This window comes from Bradyrhizobium sp. Crot121 (assembly GCF_059512385.1).
In genome coordinates, this window is sequence record NZ_JCAMOR010000001.1 from 163,923 (window position 1) to 182,106 (window position 18,184).

Genomic DNA, 18,184 nt, shown 5'->3' on the forward strand with positions numbered 1-18,184 from the left:
GAGACATACGCAAGCCGTGTAGAAATCAGTCGATGTAAGATCGTCCTGTTTCATCCGTTCACCCTACAGCGTCCCCTTCCTCTTATCCTCAGTCAGCTTCAGAAGCGGCGGCGCCTTGTACAAATTTTCCGGTTGAACTCTTTCCCAAAGGTTTCCCTTCCCAAGCTCTCTTCCCAACTGATCTTCCCGCCGAAGCCACTGTTCGACGCTCCCGATTCGATTGGGGTGAATTTCATCCAACAACCCGTAATCCCTCTGAACGACTCCGTATTTCCAGACGTTCCAGAACCCGGTGAAGTTATCCCGGAAACTCATGGTGCTTTTGTCATTGGGATCTGCATTGTATCCGGCGGGCAAGTCAGCGGCCGCCTTCAGCGGGCCATTCCAGTACGCGTCCAAGTCCGTATCTATGTATTGAGCCGGATGCCCCGTCACCTTCTCGAACGCCGCAGCAAGTTTCTGATACTCAACATGCTCGATGGCGACTTCGAGATTCATGCCATTCGCACGCTCCGGGTTGTCGAAGAGCCAGCGGGCATAATAGCCACAATCATCAAGAGCAACGTGCGGCACGGCTCCGTTGCCGAGCGGAACTCGCCACGTCACGACACCATCCTCCACAGAAGGAGTCATGGGCGTCATCGCCGAGATTGCCATCTCCATGTATGGGCCAGTGGTGAACACCGCCGCGCCCATCCTGTCTTTGTTCGCTTGGTTTTGAAACAAGATCCATTCGCCCATGCGGCCCTTGCCGTCATAGTGACCCGCACGGAATCTGGAATCATAACCGGACTTCTTGAGCGCGTAGTCCAGATTTCCATAGACAAAGAACTTGATCCCTTCTTCCACGGCTATCTCGTAGCTGCGGATTGCCCAATAGGTCTCCGCCTTCTCGCCGGTGTTGAACCCATCGATATTGACGTATGCCCCGTCGCAACCGCGGAAGCCTTCCCGCAATATGGCCTCGTCCGCGAACGTTCCCTCCAGAATGGACACGTTGCCGAGTGCGCGAAGGGCATTTGCCCGTCGGGAGGCAGGGTCGCGGCTAAGGGCTCGGACAGAATATTTCTTGTCAGCGACCAGAGCGCCGATGACGGGCAAGCCCTGAGCGCCCGTGCCGCCGATGACGAAGATCTTGGAGGTGCTGTGCGTGGGCATCGTTATCTCCACAGGTTTTGAGCCGATTGGCAGCGGCGTCGCGGCCGGCCAACGGGAGCCTCGCCTGGTGATCGGGCGTTTCGCGGTCATTCGAAACGACGGCACTCGTCACTGGACTGTAACTCTTATAATAAGAGTGACTCAGAAAAGCAAGAAAGTCTGGCTCGTCTCACGCTTCGTTGAATTTGCCGTGTTGCCGACCTAAGTTGGCTCTTATGATGAGAGCTGCGCGACGATGATCCTTGCGTAACTCGTGGAAATGGTTGATGCGCTCGAAGGGTTTCGACGGAATGGTATGCTCGATCGCCGGCGTGATGGCGGTGATCGGCGATCGTTGGGGTCTGCTGATCCTGCGCGACCTTGTCCTCGGTCTCAACCGATACGAGGACTTTCGCCAATCGTCTGGCGCGACCAATGCGACGCTCAGCGACCGGCTGAAACACCTTGAGGCCAATGGCCTGATCGAGCGGCGGCGCTATCAGGTAAATCCGGAACGATTTGAATACCTGTTGACCCAAAAGGGCTGGCAAATCGCCTCTGTGATGCCGGTGCTCGCGCAGATCGGGGATCGCTGCGACGTCTCTGGCGCTTCAGCGCCGCCGCTGAAGTTTGTCAATCGAAAGACCGGGGCCGACGTCGAGTGGAGTTTCATCGACAAGAACACTGGTGAGCAGCTCAGCGCCCTGGATCTCGCAATCAAAGAAGGCCCCGGTGCGGACGATTTGGTTCGCTGGCGGCTGTCCCACACTGAGCGTCGCCACAGGCAGAAGGTCGATGACGGCGTGGTCTCGCCAAGCGGCACGCCGCCTATGCAAGAGGCGAAGCTCAGGACGCGCGCGGCTCGCAAAGGTATTGAAGAAAAGCTCACGCGGAGGGTAAGGAAGAAGCCCACGCAGAAGGCGCGACGATAGAGGGCACGGATATTGGCCCTTAGCCCTCAAAGTGCGTCGAGGAACCGCTCCAGCGTTGCGTTGGTCTCAGCTGGTGCTTCCTGCTGCACCCAGTGGCCGATACCTGGGAGAATGACCGATCCGCGAAAGTCGGTGCAGCCGATCCCGGCGTTCGCATAGAGATCCATGCCGGGAATGAACGCGCGAACCGCGTCGCGCTCGCCGGCCACAAAATACGATGGCTGCGTCACGGGCTTGTTGGCAAACTCCGCCAATTCTTTAAAATCGATATCCTGTGCCCGGTAGCGATTGAGCGGGCCACGGAAGCCGCCGGCGCGAAATGCGTCGACATAGACCTGCAGGTCCTTTTCGCTCATCCAGTCCGGAAACGACTTCGGATCGATCATCCCGTCAAGCAATTTCGCATCCACCGGTTTATGATCGAGCCACTTGTTGAGCGGGGCGCTACCTGAGATGGCGAAATAGAGTTTTCGCAAAGCGACGCGGATGTCGGCCTCGAGCTCTTTCTCCGCCACGCCTTCGTCCTGGAAATAGAGCTGATAGAAGAAGCGGTCCTTGTAGGTGGCTTTGAACGTGTCGAGAAGCGGCACGGGTCGTCTGGGAATGTAGGGAACACTGAGGCCGGCGACCGCCGTCACCTTGCTCGGGTAGAGCAGCGCGGTATTCCAAACCATCGGCGCGCCCCAATCGTGACCGAACAGGATCGCCTTGCCATCACCCAACTGATCGACCACGGCGACGATATCGGAGGCCAGATTGCGAATGGTGTAGGCGGCAATCTCCTGCGGCTTGGAGCTCTGCCCGTAGCCGCGCACGTCAAGCGCCGCCACCTTATAGCCGCGCGCCGAGAAATGATCGATCTGGTGACGCCATGAGTACCAGAGCTCGGGAAACCCGTGAACGCAGACGATCAGGGGACCGCGGCCGGCGACGGCCACATTGAGGTTGATCGATCCGTTCCGCACCGTGACGAAATCCATGACGTCCTCGCAGATTTCCGTTTTCGCTTTACTCAACTGCAGCGTGGATGCCTGGGTCAAGCCAGGCGTGGCTACATCTGTAACGTGGCGCCAACGTAGATAGGCCGCATCCTAGGAGCGCACTTGCACGCGTCTCGAAGGCCCAGGGGCGCTCCTGGGGCCTCATGGTTCTCCCGGCGATGCGCCGCATCGTCCGGAGACGCCGCTGCGCGGCTCCTCACCATGAGGGGCTAATCACTTCCCGTGCTCTTCACGCATCCTGGCCTGGATCTTGGCCATGCCGCCGATCCAGCGGTCGTAGTTCTCGGTCTTTTTGCGCATGTAGCCGAGCACCTGCGGGTGCGGCAGGATCAGGAAGGTTTCTTGCTCGATGCCGCGCAACGCGTCCTGCGCAACCTGTTCTGCCGTCAGGTCGCCGTCGCCGGATTGCGGGCCCCTCGGGATCGAGCGCAGCATGTTGGTGTCGACGCCCTGCGGGCAGAGGATCGAAACCTTGATGCCGTCGGCGCGATGCGAGATCGCGAGGTTCTCGGCAAAGCCGACCGCGGCGTGCTTGGTGGTGGAATAAGCCGGGCTGCCGACCTGCGACAACAGGCCGGCCGCCGAAATGGTGTTGAGGAAATAGCCTTCGCCGCGCGCCTTCATGCGTGGAACCAGATGCCGCGCGGCATAGACATGGGCCATCACATGGATCGCCCAGCTTCGCGCCCAGGGCTCATCGGAGGTGCCGCCGGCGTTCACGGAGAGCGGATCGAAGCCGCCGCCGATGCCGGCATTGGAACAGAACAGCGCGATCGGGCCGAACATCCGCTCGGTCGCCTCGATCACGTGCAGAACATTCTTCTCCTGCCCGACATCGCATTTGAACGCCGCGCCGCCGACAGAGGCTGCGACCTTCTCCGCGGCCGCATGGTCGAGATCGACCACCACCACCTTGGCGGCACCCGCGCGGTGGAACACTTCACACAGCGCCTTGCCGATGCCATTGCCGCCACCGGTGACGACCACGACTTTTTCTGCCACCTGCATGGCCCCCTCCCGATTTTTAATTGTCAGCGCCTCAACTCGCGAGCACGAGGTCGAGGATCGCCGTATAATGGCAGGCCGCGCCAAGCAAGACAAAACAGTGCCAGATCGCGTTCTGGAAGCGCAGCCGCTGCCACGCGTGGAATACCACGCCGAGACTGTACAAGACGCCGCCCGCGACCACGAACCACAGTGCCATCGCCGGCAGCACCTTCACCACCGCATCATAGAGCATCGCCCCGCTCCAGCCCATGGCGAGATAGAGCCCGACCGACAGCCGGTCGAAGCGGCCCGGCAGCGTCAATTTCAGCACGATGCCGACAATCGCCACACACCAGACCCCGATCAGGAGCGCGATGGCAAAATAGCTCTCCCTCAATTCCATGATGAAGGGCGTATAGGTCGCGGCGATCAGGACATAGATCGCCGAATGGTCGAACCGGCGCAGCACCCATTTGGCGCGCGACACCGGCCAGAGATTATAGGTCGCCGACAGCACCAGCATCGCCAAGAGGCCCGCAACGTAGACCGAGACCACCGCGACATCGCCCGGTGTCGCGTAGATAGCCGTCAGCACGATCAGCACGGTGGCGGCGATCAGGCCGAAACAGATGCCGACGACATGGACGATGCCGTCGGCGATCAGTTCGGCGCGGTCATAGTTCCAGATCACGGCGCCAGCCGCGTGGATCGAATTGGAGGCGAGTTGCTTCAGTCGGAATATCGTCATGACCAGTCGGCGCGCACGGTAGAAGCGAGGGGACATCGGCGTTGGGAGGTTAGCCGATCTAGTACCCTATCGTCGTGGCTGTTTTTTGAACCGGCGATGAACGGGGCCGCCAGCGGCAGACTGACGAAGTGCTTGATTTTGGTCCATCAATTGCCATTTTGCGGATAATCGTTCGCCAATTGCCCTCCTCCCGCCCGGGTTGCTCCTCGCCTGCATGGCCCTCAATCTCACCGATATCGTCGAGGAAGCGCGCCTGTCGGCGCGGGCGCTCTGGGACTATGGCGACAGCTTCTTCAACCCGACCGTGCGGCTCGGCGTCACCGGGCTGTCGCGTGCCGGCAAGACGGTGTTCATCACGGCGCTGATCCATGGATTGACCCGCGGCGGCCGCTTTCCGGTGTTCGAGGCCTATGCCTCGGGCCGGATCGCCCGGGCGCGTCTGGAGCCGCAGCCCGACGATGCGGTGCCGCGCTTCGACTATGAGAACCATGTCCGCACCCTCGTCGAGGAACGGCGCTGGCCGAACTCGACCACCGACATCAGCGAGCTTCGCCTCGTCATTGACTACCAGCGGCAAAATGGCGCGGACCGCACGCTCACCCTCGACATCGTCGACTATCCCGGCGAGTGGCTGCTCGACCTGCCGCTGCTGAGCAAGAGCTTCGAGCAATGGTCGGCGGAGAGCCTTGCGCTCTCGCGCGAACCGCTTCGCGCCGAACTCGCCGCACCCTGGCATGAGCATCTGAAGACGCTTGATGCCGAAGGCCGCGAGGACGAGCAGGCAGCGCTTAAGGCGGCGAAACTCTTCACCGACTATCTTCGTGCCTGCCGCGACGAACGCTTTGCCATGAGCCTGTTGCCGCCCGGCCGCTTCCTCATGCCGGGCAACCTCGCCGGCTCGCCGGCGCTGACCTTCGCGCCGCTCGAGGTTCCCATCGATGGCAGCGCGCCCGACGGCTCGCTATGGGCAATGATGCGGCGACGCTATGAGGCCTACAAGGACGTCGTGGTGCGCCCGTTCTTCCGCGATCATTTTGCACGGCTCGATCGCCAGATCGTGCTGGTCGATGCGCTCGCCGCTTTCAATGCCGGGCCGGAGGCGCTGCACGATCTCGAAGCCGCGCTGGCCGGCATCCTGGATTGCTTCCGCATCGGGCGCAGCACGATCCTGAGCGCGCTGTTCCGGCCGCGGATCGACCGCATTTTATTTGCGGCAACCAAGGCCGATCATCTGCATCACCAGAGCCATGACCGGCTGGAAGCGATCCTGCGGCGCACGGTGGCGAAGGCCGCCGACCGCGCCGAATTTGCCGGCGCCGCAATCGACGTGGTGGCGCTCGCCGCGGTGCGCGCGACCCGCGAAGCGCAGGTGGCGCGCGGCCGCGAAAAGCTGCCGTCGATCCTGGGCACGCCGGCGCCGGGCGAGACCGCCAACGGCGAGGCCTTCGACGGCGAGACTGAGGTCGCGACCTTTCCGGGCGACCTGCCCGCCGATCCCGAGGAACTGTTCAGGGGCACCTTCCGCGGCCTGTCCAGCGCGACCGCCGACAAGGCCGATTACCGCTTCCTGCGATTTCGGCCTCCGAAGCTGGTGCGGGAGGGTGACGAGGAACCCGCCCTGCCCCATATCCGTCTAGACCGCGCGCTCCAGTTCCTGATCGGAGACCGACTGCAATGAGCGAGAAAACGTCCCACCGGCGGCCAGCGACCTTCAAGCTCGACGACCCCTCCGTGATCGTGATCGACGCGGACGAGAGGAGCCGCCCTGCCCGCGGCACCATCCAGATCACGCCGGAGCCCGATCCGGCACTGCTGCCGGTGCCAGTCGATGCGCCGCTTGCGCCGGCGCGCCGCGGCTTCCGCTGGGGCACGCTGTTCTGGGCCGCGGCCGGTGGATTGATGCTGCTCGGCGCCGGCCTCGGCGTCATCCACCTGATCGAGGATCTGTTTGCGCGCAACCAAGGGCTCGGTTTCGTCGGACTCGCATTGGCCGTGGTCGCGACGGTCGCGTTGCTCGTCGTCATCGGCCGCGAGGCCTTTGGACTGGCGCGGCTGGCGACGATCGAGAAACTCCATCTGCGCGCCGCTGACGTGCTGCTCAGCGACGACCGCGCTGCAAGCCGCGTGATCGTGAATGATCTGCTCAAGCTCGCGCACGAGAACCCGCAACTCGCCCGCGCCCGCGCCACGCTGCAAGGCCATGCCGATGACATCATCGACGGCGCCGACATGATCAAGCTCGCCGAGCGCGAATTGATGACGCCGCTCGATGAGGAAGCGCGCCGGCTGGTCTCATCGGCGGCGCAGCGGGTCTCGGTCGTCACGGCCGTGAGCCCGCGTGCGGCGATCGACGTGCTGTTCGTGTTCGTGGCGGCGCTGCGCATGATCCGGCAATTGGCCTATCTCTATGGCGGCCGGCCCGGCGCGCTCGGCATGTTCAGCCTGATGCGCCACGTGATCACGCATCTGGCGATCACCGGCGGCGTGGCCGCCAGCGACAGCGTGATCCAACAGATGCTCGGCCACGGCATCGCCGCCAAGCTCTCGCAGCGCCTCGGCGAAGGCGTCCTCAACGGCCTCCTCACCGCCCGCCTCGGCCTCGCCGCGATCGAGGTGACCCGGCCGTTGCCGTTCACCGCATTGCCAAGGCCGGCGCTGGCCGACCTGGCGAAAGACTTGCTGCGCAAGCGCGACGACGAAGAGCGTGGCGCGGGTTGATGTGCCCTCGCCCCCTTGTGGGAGAGGGCTGCTCCGGCGCCAGCAACGAACTCGGTCGGGTGAGGGGTCTCTCTCCACATGCATGGGCGCTCGCGGAGAGAACCCCTCATCCGGCAGCCTTCGGCTGCCACCTTCTCCCACAAGGGGAGAAGGTGCAGGTCGCGTCCGGCGCGAGCAATATCGCCAGCACGCGCCAGCGGAAGAGCGGCGAATCCGGTGGCGGCGCGAGTTCGGGGGTGTAGCCGGTCAGCTTCTCAAGCAAAAAACTGTCCATCACCATGCCCCGCCAGACGCGCTCGACGCGTTCGAGCGGCTGGCGCACGGCGCCTGCCGCATCCAAAAATGGCATCTGGCTGTCGAGCTCGCGCACGACATAGATGCCGGCGTGATCCCTGATGCGGTCCATGCCGGGATCGCGGAAGCCCTGGAAGCGGCCGCGCTCGTTGAGCTGGACCACGGACACGCGGCCATTGAAGAACCAGCGCAGCATCGCATAGGTGCGGTAGTCAGTGGTCGCGATCCAGCTCGCGCCCTGCTTCTGCAATTGATCTTCGACCCGCGCGGCGAGCTGCTCGTAACCGGCTTCGCCGCCGATCGGATCGGTGCGGCCGATGAAATTGAAGGGCGTCGCGACATAATAGACGAACACGCAGATGACGAAGGCGATGCCTGAGATCACCGCGATCCGCGCCCAGGAGATGGTCGCGCGGATCATCCATTTCGGCCAACCTTCGCGCGGGAGCATGGCGATGTTGATGGCGGTGGCGGCAAAGCCGGCGGGCCACAGGAACATCGGCCAGGTGTCGCCGACCCGCAGCGTCAGCGACTTCCACAGGAAATAGAAGAACGGCACGATCACCGCGGTCGAGAGCAGGATCGCCACCGGCTCGCCGGTGCGATAGCCGCGCCATGCGGTCAGCGTGATGCCCGACAGCACCACCGGCAGCACCACGAATCCGACCAGGCCGAGCTGCAGCGCGAAAAACTCACCCAGGGTGCGGAGCGAGAACGGATGATCGGCGGTGGCGCGGACCGACTGGAAGCGGAACGAGGCCCAATCATGCTGGAAATTCCAGATCAGCACCGGCGAGAACACGAGGATCGCGATCACGACGGCAAGATAAGGATAGGGGCTGGAGAGCCAGCGCCACCGCCAGGACGGCACCAGTATGAACGCCACGACTGCCGGCAGCAGCATGATCGCGGTGAATTTCGAGAGCAGCGCAAGTCCACCGAACAGGCCGGCGGCGAGCCACCAGCGCGGCTCGCCGCTTTGGGTGAGCCGCACCAGCGACCACAACATCGCGACCGCAAACGGGATCATCGCGATGTCGGGCGCGACCTTCGCCATCAAGAGGCCGTAATAGAGCGCGGCCTCCGGCAACAGCAGCGCCAGCACGACCGCTCTGAAATCATGGGTAACGCGGCGGACGATATCGGCGAGCAGGAGCTGGGTCACGAGCATCGCCAGAATGCCGGCAAAGCGCGCCCCGAGATTGGTGTCGCCGAAGATCGCGGTGCCGAAGCGGATGAACCAGGCGATCATGGGGGGATGATCGAGGAACGACAGCACGTTCTCCTTCGACCAGGTCCAGTAATAGGCCTCGTCCGTGCGCAGGTCGAGCGCGGCCGCATAGATCAGGCGCAGAACCGTCATCGCCGCGATCAGGGCGATCACGACGGGCCATGAGGGCGCGGAAGGATAGTCGTCCGGCGTTGCGCGGCCGGTTTTGAGCGGGATATTCGTCACGGCCGCGCTTTTCCTAGACTCCCAGCGGGGTGTCAACGTGTCGCGGGAAAAGAATGATAGGCGGGCGTTCCGGAAGACCGGCTCATGACAGGTGTGTAATTTGGGCGCGACTGGAGCAGCGAGCTCCCACCTCTCCCTTGGGAGAGGTCGGATTTCACGCGGCACGCGTGGAATCCGGGTGAGGGGTTCAGGTCTATCTGTGGGCGGACGTTCCTCGAGAGGCCGGGACCCCTCACCCGGATTGCATCTGTCGATGCAATCCGGCCTCTCCCACAAGGGGAGAGGCGGACTTGAGAGCGCGGAGGCATTATACGCTATACGACTATAATGGAACGGCACGAGGTCGGGACGGCGATGGTATTTGGCAGGGAATAAGGCATTAGATTTGACGATAGTAGCTACAGATCACATGGCCACCTCTGCGCGCCAGCAGTTACGAGAATTTTTCCGCGGCATCGGCTTGCGGCAGGTTCGGCTCGCCTGCGGCACCATTCTGTTCGCTTATCTGGTCAGCCATTTCCTTAATCACGCGCTTGGCAATATCTCACTGGACGCACTGGCCTGGGGCGTCGAGTGGCACACCGCCTTTTGGCAATTCCCACCTATCGCCTTCATCTTCTACAGCGCCTGCGTCGTGCATTCCGGGCTCGGCATCTGGGCGCTGTATCAGCGCCGCCAGTTCGGCTGGAAGGCGATCGAGCCGCTGCAACTGCTGTTGGGCTTGAGCATCCCTTTCCTGATCATCGCCCATATCGTGGGCGTGCGGCTCAGCCATACGCTGTACGGGCACGAGAAGCTGTATCCGCAGGAACTCTATATATTCTTCGTCGGCGCGAAACAGAGGCTGTGGCCGATGCTCGCGGTGCTGGTCATCGCCTGGGTGCACGGCTGCATCGGGCTATATTTCTGGCTGAGGATGCGGAGCTTCTTCAGACGCGCGGCGCCGTTTCTACTGGCGGCCGCCGTGCTGATCCCGACACTGGCGCTGCTGGGCGTCTACCAGGGTGGACGCATCGTGATCGCCGACAGCACCGATCCCGCGTGGCGGCACGACAACCTGTCAGCGCAACATGTCGGTACGCTGGAGCAGGCTGACATGCTCGACCGCATCACCAATGGCATGACGATCGGTTATATCGGCCTGCTTGCCCTGGTGCTGCTCGCGCGCGGCGGACGCGCCATCCTTGAGCGGCGCGGCGGCATGATCAGCCTGTCCTACGGCAATGGCCGCACCGTCCGGGTCCCCAAGGGATTGAGCGTACTGGAGGCGAGCCTGCGCCACAACGTGCCGCATGCCTCGGTCTGTGGTGGCCGCGCGCGCTGCTCGACCTGCCGCATCCGCATCATCGGCGACTGCAGCATGCTGCCCGAGCCTTCGCCGCGCGAGGCCTTCGTGCTCGGCCGCGTCGGATCGACCGATCCCTCGGTCCGGCTCGCCTGCCAGCTCAAGCCGACCACCGACCTCTCCTTCTTCCAACTCTTCACCCCGCACACGATGTCGGCCAACGCGCATGCGTCGAACCCGACGCGGATCGGGCAGGAGCGCTATCTCGTCAGCCTGTTCGTCGACATGCGCGGCTCGACGCAACTTGCGGAGACGCGGCTGCCGTTCGACACTGTCTTCATCGTCAACCGCTTCCTCAGCGCGGTGTCGCAGGCGGTGATCGAAAACGGCGGCCAGCCCAACCAGTTCGTCGGCGACGGCATGCTGGCGCTGTTCGGACTCGCGAGCAGCCGGCAGCAGGCCTGCCGGCAGGCACTGCGCGCGGCGGCGCAGATCGGCAAGAACATTGAGGAGCTGAACGAATTCCTGAGCCATGACCTGCCCGAGCCGATCCGCTTCGGCATCGGCATCCATGGCGGCGAGGTGATCGTCGGCGACATCGGCTATCGCGACCACATGGTGTTCACCGCGCTCGGCGACGCCGTCAATGTCGCGGCGCGATTGCAGGACATGACCAAGCTGCTCGGCTGCGAAGCCATCTTCTCGGAGGAGGTGCGCATCATGGCAGGGCTGGCCGCCGATGCGCTGCCCCAACAGGAAGTCGCGATTCGCGGCCGCAACGAGCCGATGACCGTGCGCACGGTCGACGACACGCGCACGCTATCCGCGGTGGCGAGCGGCGATCAGGTGGTCGCGGCCTGACTATCATCTGCTAATCGCGGCGGCCGCTGCCGCATCGTCAACGTCGGCATGCACAGATAGTGAGCGCTGACTCACGAAGCTGCGGCCGCGCCAGATGCCCGAGACTTGCCGCGATTGGCCGATCTTTTCCACGGGAATGAACGGTAAATAGGCAAAAGGGCGCAAAAGCGCCGCGAAACGGCGTGTTTCTGCCAAAATCACGCGTGAGCTTTGCCCTACCAAGCGCGACGCAATCTGCGTTATCCTGCGCCTTGCGAACGTGCCGGGGTGTGCGGGGACCGGCACGTTTCGTTTAATTATTTGATTTTCCGCCGGAGACGACGTGAATGGCTAAAGGTACTGTAAAATGGTTCAACCCGACCAAGGGCTACGGATTCATTCAACCCTCATCGGGTGGCAAGGACATATTCGTTCATATCTCAGCGGTTCAGAAGGCCGGGCTTACGACGCTCAATGAGGGGCAGTCGGTCGAGTACGACGAGATCGCCAATCGTGGCCGGACATCGGCGGAGAATTTGAAAGTCTAGGATACCCAGCAAAGGTCGCACTCTCGGGGATGCGTCTGGGGGTGACGTCCAAACAAATTCCACCAGAGGGAAGCGTTCACAAGGAGCTGAGCGCGCGCATCCGCGCGTCGGCCACTTTCAGTCCTCCGTGACCCATTGGGCGACGGGCATGACGTCCGGCGGCTGCAGATAGCCACGCGGCCAGAGATCGACGGCCCATTCCACCTTGGTGGCGCGTTCGACCAGCACCGCGGTGTTGTGCGGCGTCTGCAGCACCAGCGTGTTGCCGCGGTAATGCGGATCGCCGACGATGTGGTGCTTCAATAGATTCCATTGCTGCAGGACTAGCAGCAGGCTCGTGGTGTTGCGGGTGGTGTCCCAGCAATCGTAATTGTGCTTGTCGTCGAAATAGCGGAAATCGGCCTTCGCCACGCGTTTGTCGGTGCCGATGATCGGGCCCATGCGGCGGTCGAACCACATCACCGCTTTTTGCACCGCAGCACGCTCGGCCGCCGCGGAGGCGCGGCCCGCATTCATGATCTGCGTCAGCGCGGCGCGGTCGGCGGCGCTGAAATCCAGGGTCTCGCGACGCCGGCAGACGAAGCCGTAGCAGACCGTCATCGCGTTCGCCGACGGGGGATAGATCGACACCGACGTGTAGAGCGCCTCGACCGCCGCGCTCATCTCGGCGGAAGCCGCAGGATACGCAAAGAGTGCCAGCAGGCCGGCGCAGACGCCTGCGAGCGTTGCGCGTGTGCCGCCTTTTCCTAGCTGATTGTTGTTGCTCATGCGCCCTGCCCCAAAGAGGCCCTGAGGATTAGCGCGGCCTCTTCGTCCTGCCAATATGGCAGCAGGGAAGCTGTGGATCACATCTTGCGAGCGAACGCGTTACGCAACCGGCAGCGGCGCGTCGCGCTTGACCTCTTCCATCACGGCGTAAGTGCGCGTCTCCTTCACGCCGGGGAGCGCGAGCAGGCTCTCGCCGAGGAAGCGGCGATAGGCGGTCATGTCGGCGACGCGCGCCTTCACCAGATAATCGAAGCCGCCAGCGACCATGTGGCACTCCAGGACCTCAGGCGCGGCCCGCACGGCGTGCGCGAACTTTTCGAAGACATCGGGCGTCGTCTTGTCGAGCATCACCTCGACGAACACGAGCAGCCCGAGGCCCAGCCGGTGCGGATTGAGGCGGGCGCCGAACCCCTCGACAAATCCCTCGCGCTGCAGCCGCTTCAGCCGTTCGCCGACCGACGTCGGCGACAGCCCGATGCGCTCCGCCAGCTCGACATTGGCGATTCGGCCGTCGTCCTGCAGAATTTCGAGGATTTTGCGGTCTATTTTGTCTAAATCCGGCATATATCAACCATAATAGTCGTATTTGCTTATTTTCTAAGGCATATGGACGAATATGTCTATCGAAATACGGTTCGGATGGAAGTACGGTCTTGGTATGTCTGAGGAAAACGCCATGCCAGTCGAGTACGCTTCTCTTCCACCTTTCAGCGCGACCTATGCGCCGGACGATGTCGCGATCGCGGCGCGGCTGCTGCCCGATGCGCGGCTCGGCGCGGAGCAGGAAGCGCGGATCAATGCCACCGCGACGCGGCTGATCGAGGCGATCCGCACCAATGACGATCCGCTGGGCGGCATCGAGGACATGCTGCGGGAATTCGCGCTCTCGACGAAGGAGGGCCTGGCGCTGATGGTGCTGGCGGAAGCCCTGCTGCGCGTGCCGGATGCACGGACCGCCGACCTGTTTATCGAGGACAAGCTGGGCCAAGGCGATTTCGTCAATCACGAGACCAAATCGAGCGCGTTCCTGGTCAATGCCTCGGCCTGGGCGCTCGGCATGTCTGCGCGCGTGATCCAGCCCGGGGAAACGCCGCAGGGCACGATCGGGCGACTGACCAAACGGCTTGGCGCGCCGGCGGTGCGTGCCGCCACGCGGCAGGCGATGCGGCTGATGGGCAGCCACTTCGTTCTCGGCGAGACCATCGAGGCGGCGCTGTCGCGGGCGCATTCGCAGTCGGCTGAGAAACCGCGCTATTCCTTCGACATGCTCGGCGAAGGCGCGCGCACCGCCGAGGACGCCGAGCGCTATTTCAATTCCTATGCGCGTGCAATCGAGGCGATCGGGCGCGCGGCGGATAGCCGTCCCCTGCCCGACCGGCCCGGCATTTCCGTCAAGCTCTCCGCGCTGCATCCGCGTTTCGAGGCGGTGAGCCGCGGCCGCGTGATGGGTGAGCTGGTGCCGCGGCTGGTCGAACTCGCGCGGCAGGCCAAGGCGTTCAACCTGAACTTCACCGTCGACGCCGAAGAAGCCGACCGGCTGGAATTGTCGCTCGACGTGATCGCCGCGGCATTTGCCGACGATGCGCTTGCCGGCTCGGACGGCTTCGGCCTCGCGATCCAGGCCTATCAGAAGCGCGCCAGCGAGGTGATCGACTATGCCAGTCAGCTTGCGCAACGCCTGAACCGCCGGATGATGGTGCGGCTGGTCAAGGGAGCCTATTGGGACACCGAGATCAAGCGCGCGCAGGAGCGCGGGCTCGACGATTATCCGGTGTTCACACGCAAGGCGATGACGGATCTGAACTACGTCGCCTGCGCAAGGAAGCTGTTGGCGTTGCGGCCGCGGCTGTTTCCGCAATTCGCGACCCACAATGCGTTCACCGTCGCGACCATTCTGGAGCTGGCCGGCGACGGCAGCAGCTTCGAATTCCAGCGCCTGCATGGCATGGGCGAGGCGCTCTATGCGCAGCTTGCCAAGGATCGCCCCGATATCGCCTATCGCACCTACGCGCCGGTCGGCAGCCATCGCGACCTGCTCGCCTATCTGGTGCGACGGCTGCTCGAGAACGGCGCCAATTCGTCGTTCGTCGCGCTCGCGGCCGATGAAGCGGTGCCCGTGAAGACATTGCTGCGCCGGCCGGCCGACATCATCGGCACGGCAGAGCATGCGCGCCATCCGAACATCCCGCTGCCGCAGGATCTCTATCGGCCGGAGCGGCAGAATTCGCGCGGGATCGAGTTCGGCGAACGCGCTGCGCTGCATGGCCTGCTGACGGCGGTCGACGCCGAAACAGTGCCGACGGCTGCCAGCAGCGAGGTCACGCCCGAACAAGCGAATGCCGCAGTCGCCGCGGCGCGCGGCGGTTTTGCCCGCTGGAGCCGGACGCCGGCCGAGACGCGCGCTCAAATCCTCGAACGCGCCGCGGAGCTGTTGCAGCAACGTGCCGCGCATTTCATCGCGCTGCTGCAGCGCGAAGGCGGCAAGACGCTGGATGACGCGCTCTCCGAGGTGCGGGAGGCTACCGATTTCTGCCGCTACTACGCCGCGCAGGGCCGCAAGCTGTTCGGCGACGGCGAGGCGATGCCGGGACCGACCGGCGAGAGCAACATGCTCGTCTTGCGCGGCCGCGGCGTCTTCGTCGCGATCTCGCCGTGGAATTTTCCATTGGCGATCTTTCTCGGCCAGGTGACATCCGCGCTGATGGCAGGCAATTCGGTGGCGGCAAAGCCGGCCGAGCAGACGCCGTTGATCGCAACTGAGGCAGTCGCGCTATTGCACGAGGCGGGCGTGCCTGCTTCCGCCCTGCAGCTCGTGCAAGGCGACGGCCGGATCGGCGCGGCCCTGGTGGCGCATCCTGACATCGCAGGCGTCGTCTTCACCGGCTCGACCGAAGTCGCGCGATCGATCAACCGCACGCTGGCCGCCAAGGACGGCCCGATCGTGCCGCTGATCGCCGAGACCGGCGGCATCAATGCGATGATCGTCGATGCCACCGCGCTCCCCGAGCAGGTCGCCGACGATGTCGTGACCTCGGCGTTCCGCTCCGCCGGACAGCGTTGCTCGGCGCTGCGGCTGCTGTTCGTCCAGGACGACGTCGCCGACCGCACGATCGAGATGATCGCGGGCGCGGCGCGCGAATTGAAACTTGGCGATCCCACCGATCCCTCAACCCATGTCGGACCGGTGATCGATGCGGAGGCAAAACAGCGGCTCGATGCGCACATCGCGCGGATGAAGCGGGAGGCGCGCGTGCATTTCGCCGGCACTGCACCGGAGGGCAACTTCGTCGCGCCGCATATCTTCGAACTGGCGAGCGCTAGCCAGCTCACCGAAGAGGTGTTCGGCCCGATCCTGCACGTGGTGCGCTATCGCGCGGAAAATCTTGATGACGTGCTGCGTGCGATCGAAGCGACGGGCTACGGGCTGACGCTCGGCGTCCACTCGCGCATCGACGACGCCGTCGAGGATATCGTCGAGCGCCTTTCGGTCGGTAACATCTACGTCAATCGCAACATGATCGGCGCTGTCGTCGGCGTGCAGCCGTTCGGCGGCTGCGGTCTCTCCGGCACCGGGCCCAAGGCCGGCGGCCCGCATTATCTGGCGCGGTTTGCGACCGAGCAGACCGTGACGATCAATACGGCGGCAGCCGGCGGCAATGCGGCGCTGCTGGCGGGCGGGGAGTAAGCCAACGCCGCAATGACGGGCTAGCACCGCTGTCCGCCCCTCATGGTGAGGAGCGCGCAGCGCGTCTCGAACCATGAGGCCCCGCCGGGGCCCTTGCCCTTCGAGACGAGCGCTCCGCGCTCTCGGGGATAGATTGGAATGCGCGGCTCTCTCCACGTCGTTGCGAGCGAAGCGAAGCAATCCATCTCTCCAAGCTCGCGGAGGCATGGATTGCTTCGTCGCTCCGCTCCTCGCAATGACGGCCGAAACAGCCGTTGCATCCCCCACCCCAGATAGGTCAAATGTCGCTTCCTCGGGATCATCGGCAGCGGTAATTCCGCCTCATGAACAACAGCAACAAACGTCACGGGAGCGACGGCACGATGGAAAAAGGCATCTTTGAAGGCTTGAAGGTTCTGGACTGCGCGAGCTTCATCGCGGCCCCGGCGGCCGCGACCGTGCTGTCCGACTTCGGCGCCGATGTGATCAAGATCGAGCCGCCCGGGGCCGGCGATCCCTACCGCAACCTGCCGAACCTGCCCGGCTATCCCCACACCGAGCACAATTTCGCCTGGCTCCTGGAAGCGCGCAACAAGAAGAGCCTGGCGCTCGACCTCACCAAGCCGGAGGCGCAGGCGGTGCTGTACAAGCTCGTCACTGAAGCCGACGTCTTCATCACCAACATGCCACCGCAGGTGCGGGCCAAGCTCGGCATCACCCATGACCACCTCGCCCATCTCAACGACCGCCTGATCTACGCCTCTTTCACGGGCTATGGCGAAAAGGGCGAGGAAGCCAACAAGCCGGGCTTCGACAGCAACGCCTATTGGGCGCGCTCCGGCCTGATGGACCTAGTGCGCGCAGATGAGGACACCACGCCAGCGCGCTCAGTCGCCGGCATGGGCGACCACCCCTGCGCGATGGCGTTCTACGGCGCGATCGTCACCGCGCTGTTCAAGCGCGAACGCACCGGCAAGGGCTCGCACGTCTCGACCAATCTGATGGCGAACGGCGTCTGGGCTAACAGCGTGCTGGCGCAGGCAAAGCTTTGCGGCGCGAAATTCTCCAAGCGCAAGCCGCGCGAAGAGGCGCTGAACGCGGTGACCAACCACTACAAGTGCAAGGACGGCCGCTGGATCATCCTGTCGCTGCTCAACGAGGAACGGCAATGGCCGACGCTGGCGCGCTGCCTGGGCCGCGAGGACCTCGTTGCCGACGAACGCTTCGCCACCAAGGCCGGCCGCCATGCCCGCTCGGTGGAACTGATCAAGATCCTCGACGAAGTCTTCGCGACCCGCGACCTCGCCGAGTGGCGCAAGATCCTCGACGGCAGTGGTCTCGTGTTCGGCGTGGTCGGCATCCTCGACGATATCCCAACCGACAAGCAGATGATCGAGAACGAAGTGCTGGTGCGATTCGAGAACGACACCATGCTGACTGTCAACAGCCCGATCTTCATCGACGGCGAGAAAAAGGTGCAGCCGCGCAAGCCCCCGAAAGTCGGCGAGCACTCGGATGAGATCCTGCGCCAGGCGGGCTATGACGAGGCTGATATCAGCAAGCTGCGCGCGAGCGGCGCGGTGGCGTGAATTAGCCCCCGAACCTACCACGTCGTCATGCCCGGGCTCGTCCCGGGCATCCACGCCCTTGCTCCTCAGGGAGAGAAGAACGTGGATGGCCGGGTCAAGCCCGGCCATGACGGAGAGAGACATGCGAGACATTTACCCCCGTCATTGCGAGCCACCGGATCGGCGCGTAGCGCCGCCCGATGACAGGCTCCGCGAAGCAATCCACTTCTCCACTCGC

At 63.7% G+C, this 18,184-nt stretch carries 16 protein-coding genes; 8 read left to right on the top strand and 8 right to left on the bottom strand.

Going from position 1 to position 18,184, the window contains the following annotated elements; translation table 11 throughout:
* Positions 1 to 63 precede the first annotated feature (63 nt).
* Positions 64 to 1,158 (bottom strand): NmrA family NAD(P)-binding protein, encoded by a 1,095-nt coding sequence (locus AC5ZGW_RS00710; protein ID WP_130227270.1) that lies wholly within the window; start codon positions 1,156 to 1,158, stop codon positions 64 to 66.
* On the opposite strand from AC5ZGW_RS00710, the gene AC5ZGW_RS00715 reads away from it, so the two are divergent.
* Both AC5ZGW_RS00715 and AC5ZGW_RS00720 read left to right on the top strand, forming a co-directional pair.
* Positions 1,151 to 1,363 (top strand): hypothetical protein, encoded by a 213-nt coding sequence (locus AC5ZGW_RS00715; RefSeq protein ID WP_130227271.1) that lies wholly within the window; start codon positions 1,151 to 1,153, stop codon positions 1,361 to 1,363. The genes AC5ZGW_RS00710 and AC5ZGW_RS00715 overlap by 8 nt on opposite strands.
* A 61-nt stretch (positions 1,364 to 1,424) precedes the next feature.
* Positions 1,425 to 2,069, top strand: coding sequence for a winged helix-turn-helix transcriptional regulator (locus tag AC5ZGW_RS00720; RefSeq protein ID WP_130227272.1), 645 nt, complete (start codon positions 1,425 to 1,427; stop codon positions 2,067 to 2,069).
* Between the two features lie 26 nt (positions 2,070 to 2,095).
* Here AC5ZGW_RS00720 and AC5ZGW_RS00725 read toward each other — a convergent pair whose 3' ends face one another.
* The 3 genes from AC5ZGW_RS00725 to trhA form a co-directional block, all read right to left on the bottom strand.
* Entirely contained in the window at positions 2,096 to 3,049 is a 954-nt protein-coding gene (locus AC5ZGW_RS00725) for an alpha/beta fold hydrolase (RefSeq protein WP_130227273.1), read from the bottom strand.
* Between the two features lie 234 nt (positions 3,050 to 3,283).
* The gene (locus AC5ZGW_RS00730; RefSeq protein ID WP_130227274.1) at positions 3,284 to 4,078 is read right to left on the bottom strand and encodes an SDR family oxidoreductase; all 795 of its coding nucleotides are present in this window, start codon (positions 4,076 to 4,078) and stop codon (positions 3,284 to 3,286) included.
* Positions 4,079 to 4,109: 31 nt separating this feature from the next.
* Complete coding sequence (gene trhA, locus AC5ZGW_RS00735) at positions 4,110 to 4,805, bottom strand: PAQR family membrane homeostasis protein TrhA (protein ID WP_028161747.1); 696 nt, start codon at positions 4,803 to 4,805, stop codon at positions 4,110 to 4,112.
* A 214-nt stretch (positions 4,806 to 5,019) separates the two neighbouring features.
* Here trhA and AC5ZGW_RS00740 point away from each other — a divergent pair, with 214 nt between their 5' ends.
* Positions 5,020 to 6,483, top strand: a complete 1,464-nt coding sequence (locus AC5ZGW_RS00740; protein WP_463328149.1) for a YcjX family GTP-binding protein — start codon at positions 5,020 to 5,022, stop codon at positions 6,481 to 6,483.
* Complete coding sequence (locus AC5ZGW_RS00745; protein ID WP_130222828.1) at positions 6,480 to 7,523, top strand: YcjF family protein; 1,044 nt, start codon at positions 6,480 to 6,482, stop codon at positions 7,521 to 7,523. The genes AC5ZGW_RS00740 and AC5ZGW_RS00745 overlap by 4 nt, the downstream gene beginning before the upstream one ends.
* A gap of 106 nt (positions 7,524 to 7,629) precedes the next feature.
* Here the strand turns inward: AC5ZGW_RS00745 and AC5ZGW_RS00750 are convergent, their stop codons facing one another.
* Positions 7,630 to 9,180, bottom strand: a complete 1,551-nt coding sequence (locus AC5ZGW_RS00750) for a glycosyltransferase family 39 protein (RefSeq protein ID WP_130223055.1) — start codon at positions 9,178 to 9,180, stop codon at positions 7,630 to 7,632.
* A gap of 502 nt (positions 9,181 to 9,682) precedes the next feature.
* Here AC5ZGW_RS00750 and AC5ZGW_RS00755 point away from each other — a divergent pair.
* A complete protein-coding gene (locus tag AC5ZGW_RS00755; protein ID WP_130222830.1) occupies positions 9,683 to 11,419 on the top strand; it encodes an adenylate/guanylate cyclase domain-containing protein in 1,737 nt (578 codons plus the stop codon).
* A 3-nt stretch (positions 11,420 to 11,422) separates the two neighbouring features.
* Here AC5ZGW_RS00755 and AC5ZGW_RS00760 read toward each other — a convergent pair whose 3' ends face one another.
* Entirely contained in the window at positions 11,423 to 11,620 is a 198-nt protein-coding gene (locus AC5ZGW_RS00760; RefSeq protein ID WP_130222832.1) for a hypothetical protein, read from the bottom strand.
* A 125-nt stretch (positions 11,621 to 11,745) separates the two neighbouring features.
* Between AC5ZGW_RS00760 and AC5ZGW_RS00765 the strand changes: the two genes are divergently transcribed.
* Complete coding sequence (locus AC5ZGW_RS00765; RefSeq protein WP_028161742.1) at positions 11,746 to 11,946, top strand: cold-shock protein; 201 nt, start codon at positions 11,746 to 11,748, stop codon at positions 11,944 to 11,946.
* 117 nt (positions 11,947 to 12,063) lie between these two features.
* Here the strand turns inward: AC5ZGW_RS00765 and AC5ZGW_RS00770 are convergent, their stop codons facing one another.
* Positions 12,064 to 12,714: a hypothetical protein gene (locus AC5ZGW_RS00770; RefSeq protein WP_165435029.1), complete on the bottom strand. Its 651-nt coding sequence runs from the start codon at positions 12,712 to 12,714 to the stop codon at positions 12,064 to 12,066.
* Between the two features lie 99 nt (positions 12,715 to 12,813).
* A complete protein-coding gene (locus tag AC5ZGW_RS00775) occupies positions 12,814 to 13,278 on the bottom strand; it encodes an Lrp/AsnC ligand binding domain-containing protein (RefSeq protein WP_130222834.1) in 465 nt (154 codons plus the stop codon).
* 112 nt (positions 13,279 to 13,390) lie between these two features.
* On the opposite strand from AC5ZGW_RS00775, the gene putA reads away from it, so the two are divergent.
* Positions 13,391 to 16,399 carry a bifunctional proline dehydrogenase/L-glutamate gamma-semialdehyde dehydrogenase PutA gene (gene putA / locus AC5ZGW_RS00780; protein WP_130222836.1) on the top strand — a complete coding sequence of 1,003 codons (3,009 nt, stop codon included), beginning with the start codon at positions 13,391 to 13,393 and terminating at the stop codon, positions 16,397 to 16,399.
* Positions 16,400 to 16,761: 362 nt separating this feature from the next.
* Positions 16,762 to 17,967, top strand: coding sequence for a CaiB/BaiF CoA transferase family protein (locus AC5ZGW_RS00785; protein WP_130222838.1), 1,206 nt, complete (start codon positions 16,762 to 16,764; stop codon positions 17,965 to 17,967).
* Positions 17,968 to 18,184: the final 217 nt, after the last annotated feature.

Bases quoted from the DNA above. Each gene is read 5' to 3' on its own strand.
- putA (WP_130222836.1), top strand. From the start codon at position 13,391: ATGCCAGTCGAGTACGCTTCTCTTCCACCTTTCAGCGCGACCTATGCG.
- AC5ZGW_RS00710 (WP_130227270.1), bottom strand. From the start codon at position 1,158: ATGCCCACGCACAGCACCTCCAAGATCTTCGTCATCGGCGGCACGGGC.
- AC5ZGW_RS00785 (WP_130222838.1), top strand. From the start codon at position 16,762: ATGGAAAAAGGCATCTTTGAAGGCTTGAAGGTTCTGGACTGCGCGAGC.
- AC5ZGW_RS00775 (WP_130222834.1), bottom strand. From the start codon at position 13,278: ATGCCGGATTTAGACAAAATAGACCGCAAAATCCTCGAAATTCTGCAG.
- AC5ZGW_RS00765 (WP_028161742.1), top strand. From the start codon at position 11,746: ATGGCTAAAGGTACTGTAAAATGGTTCAACCCGACCAAGGGCTACGGA.
- AC5ZGW_RS00745 (WP_130222828.1), top strand. From the start codon at position 6,480: ATGAGCGAGAAAACGTCCCACCGGCGGCCAGCGACCTTCAAGCTCGAC.
- trhA (WP_028161747.1), bottom strand. From the start codon at position 4,805: ATGACGATATTCCGACTGAAGCAACTCGCCTCCAATTCGATCCACGCG.
- AC5ZGW_RS00730 (WP_130227274.1), bottom strand. From the start codon at position 4,078: ATGCAGGTGGCAGAAAAAGTCGTGGTCGTCACCGGTGGCGGCAATGGC.
- AC5ZGW_RS00770 (WP_165435029.1), bottom strand. From the start codon at position 12,714: ATGAGCAACAACAATCAGCTAGGAAAAGGCGGCACACGCGCAACGCTC.
- AC5ZGW_RS00725 (WP_130227273.1), bottom strand. From the start codon at position 3,049: ATGGATTTCGTCACGGTGCGGAACGGATCGATCAACCTCAATGTGGCC.
- AC5ZGW_RS00755 (WP_130222830.1), top strand. From the start codon at position 9,683: ATGGCCACCTCTGCGCGCCAGCAGTTACGAGAATTTTTCCGCGGCATC.
- AC5ZGW_RS00750 (WP_130223055.1), bottom strand. From the start codon at position 9,180: ATGACGGTTCTGCGCCTGATCTATGCGGCCGCGCTCGACCTGCGCACG.
- AC5ZGW_RS00740 (WP_463328149.1), top strand. From the start codon at position 5,020: ATGGCCCTCAATCTCACCGATATCGTCGAGGAAGCGCGCCTGTCGGCG.
- AC5ZGW_RS00720 (WP_130227272.1), top strand. From the start codon at position 1,425: ATGCGCTCGAAGGGTTTCGACGGAATGGTATGCTCGATCGCCGGCGTG.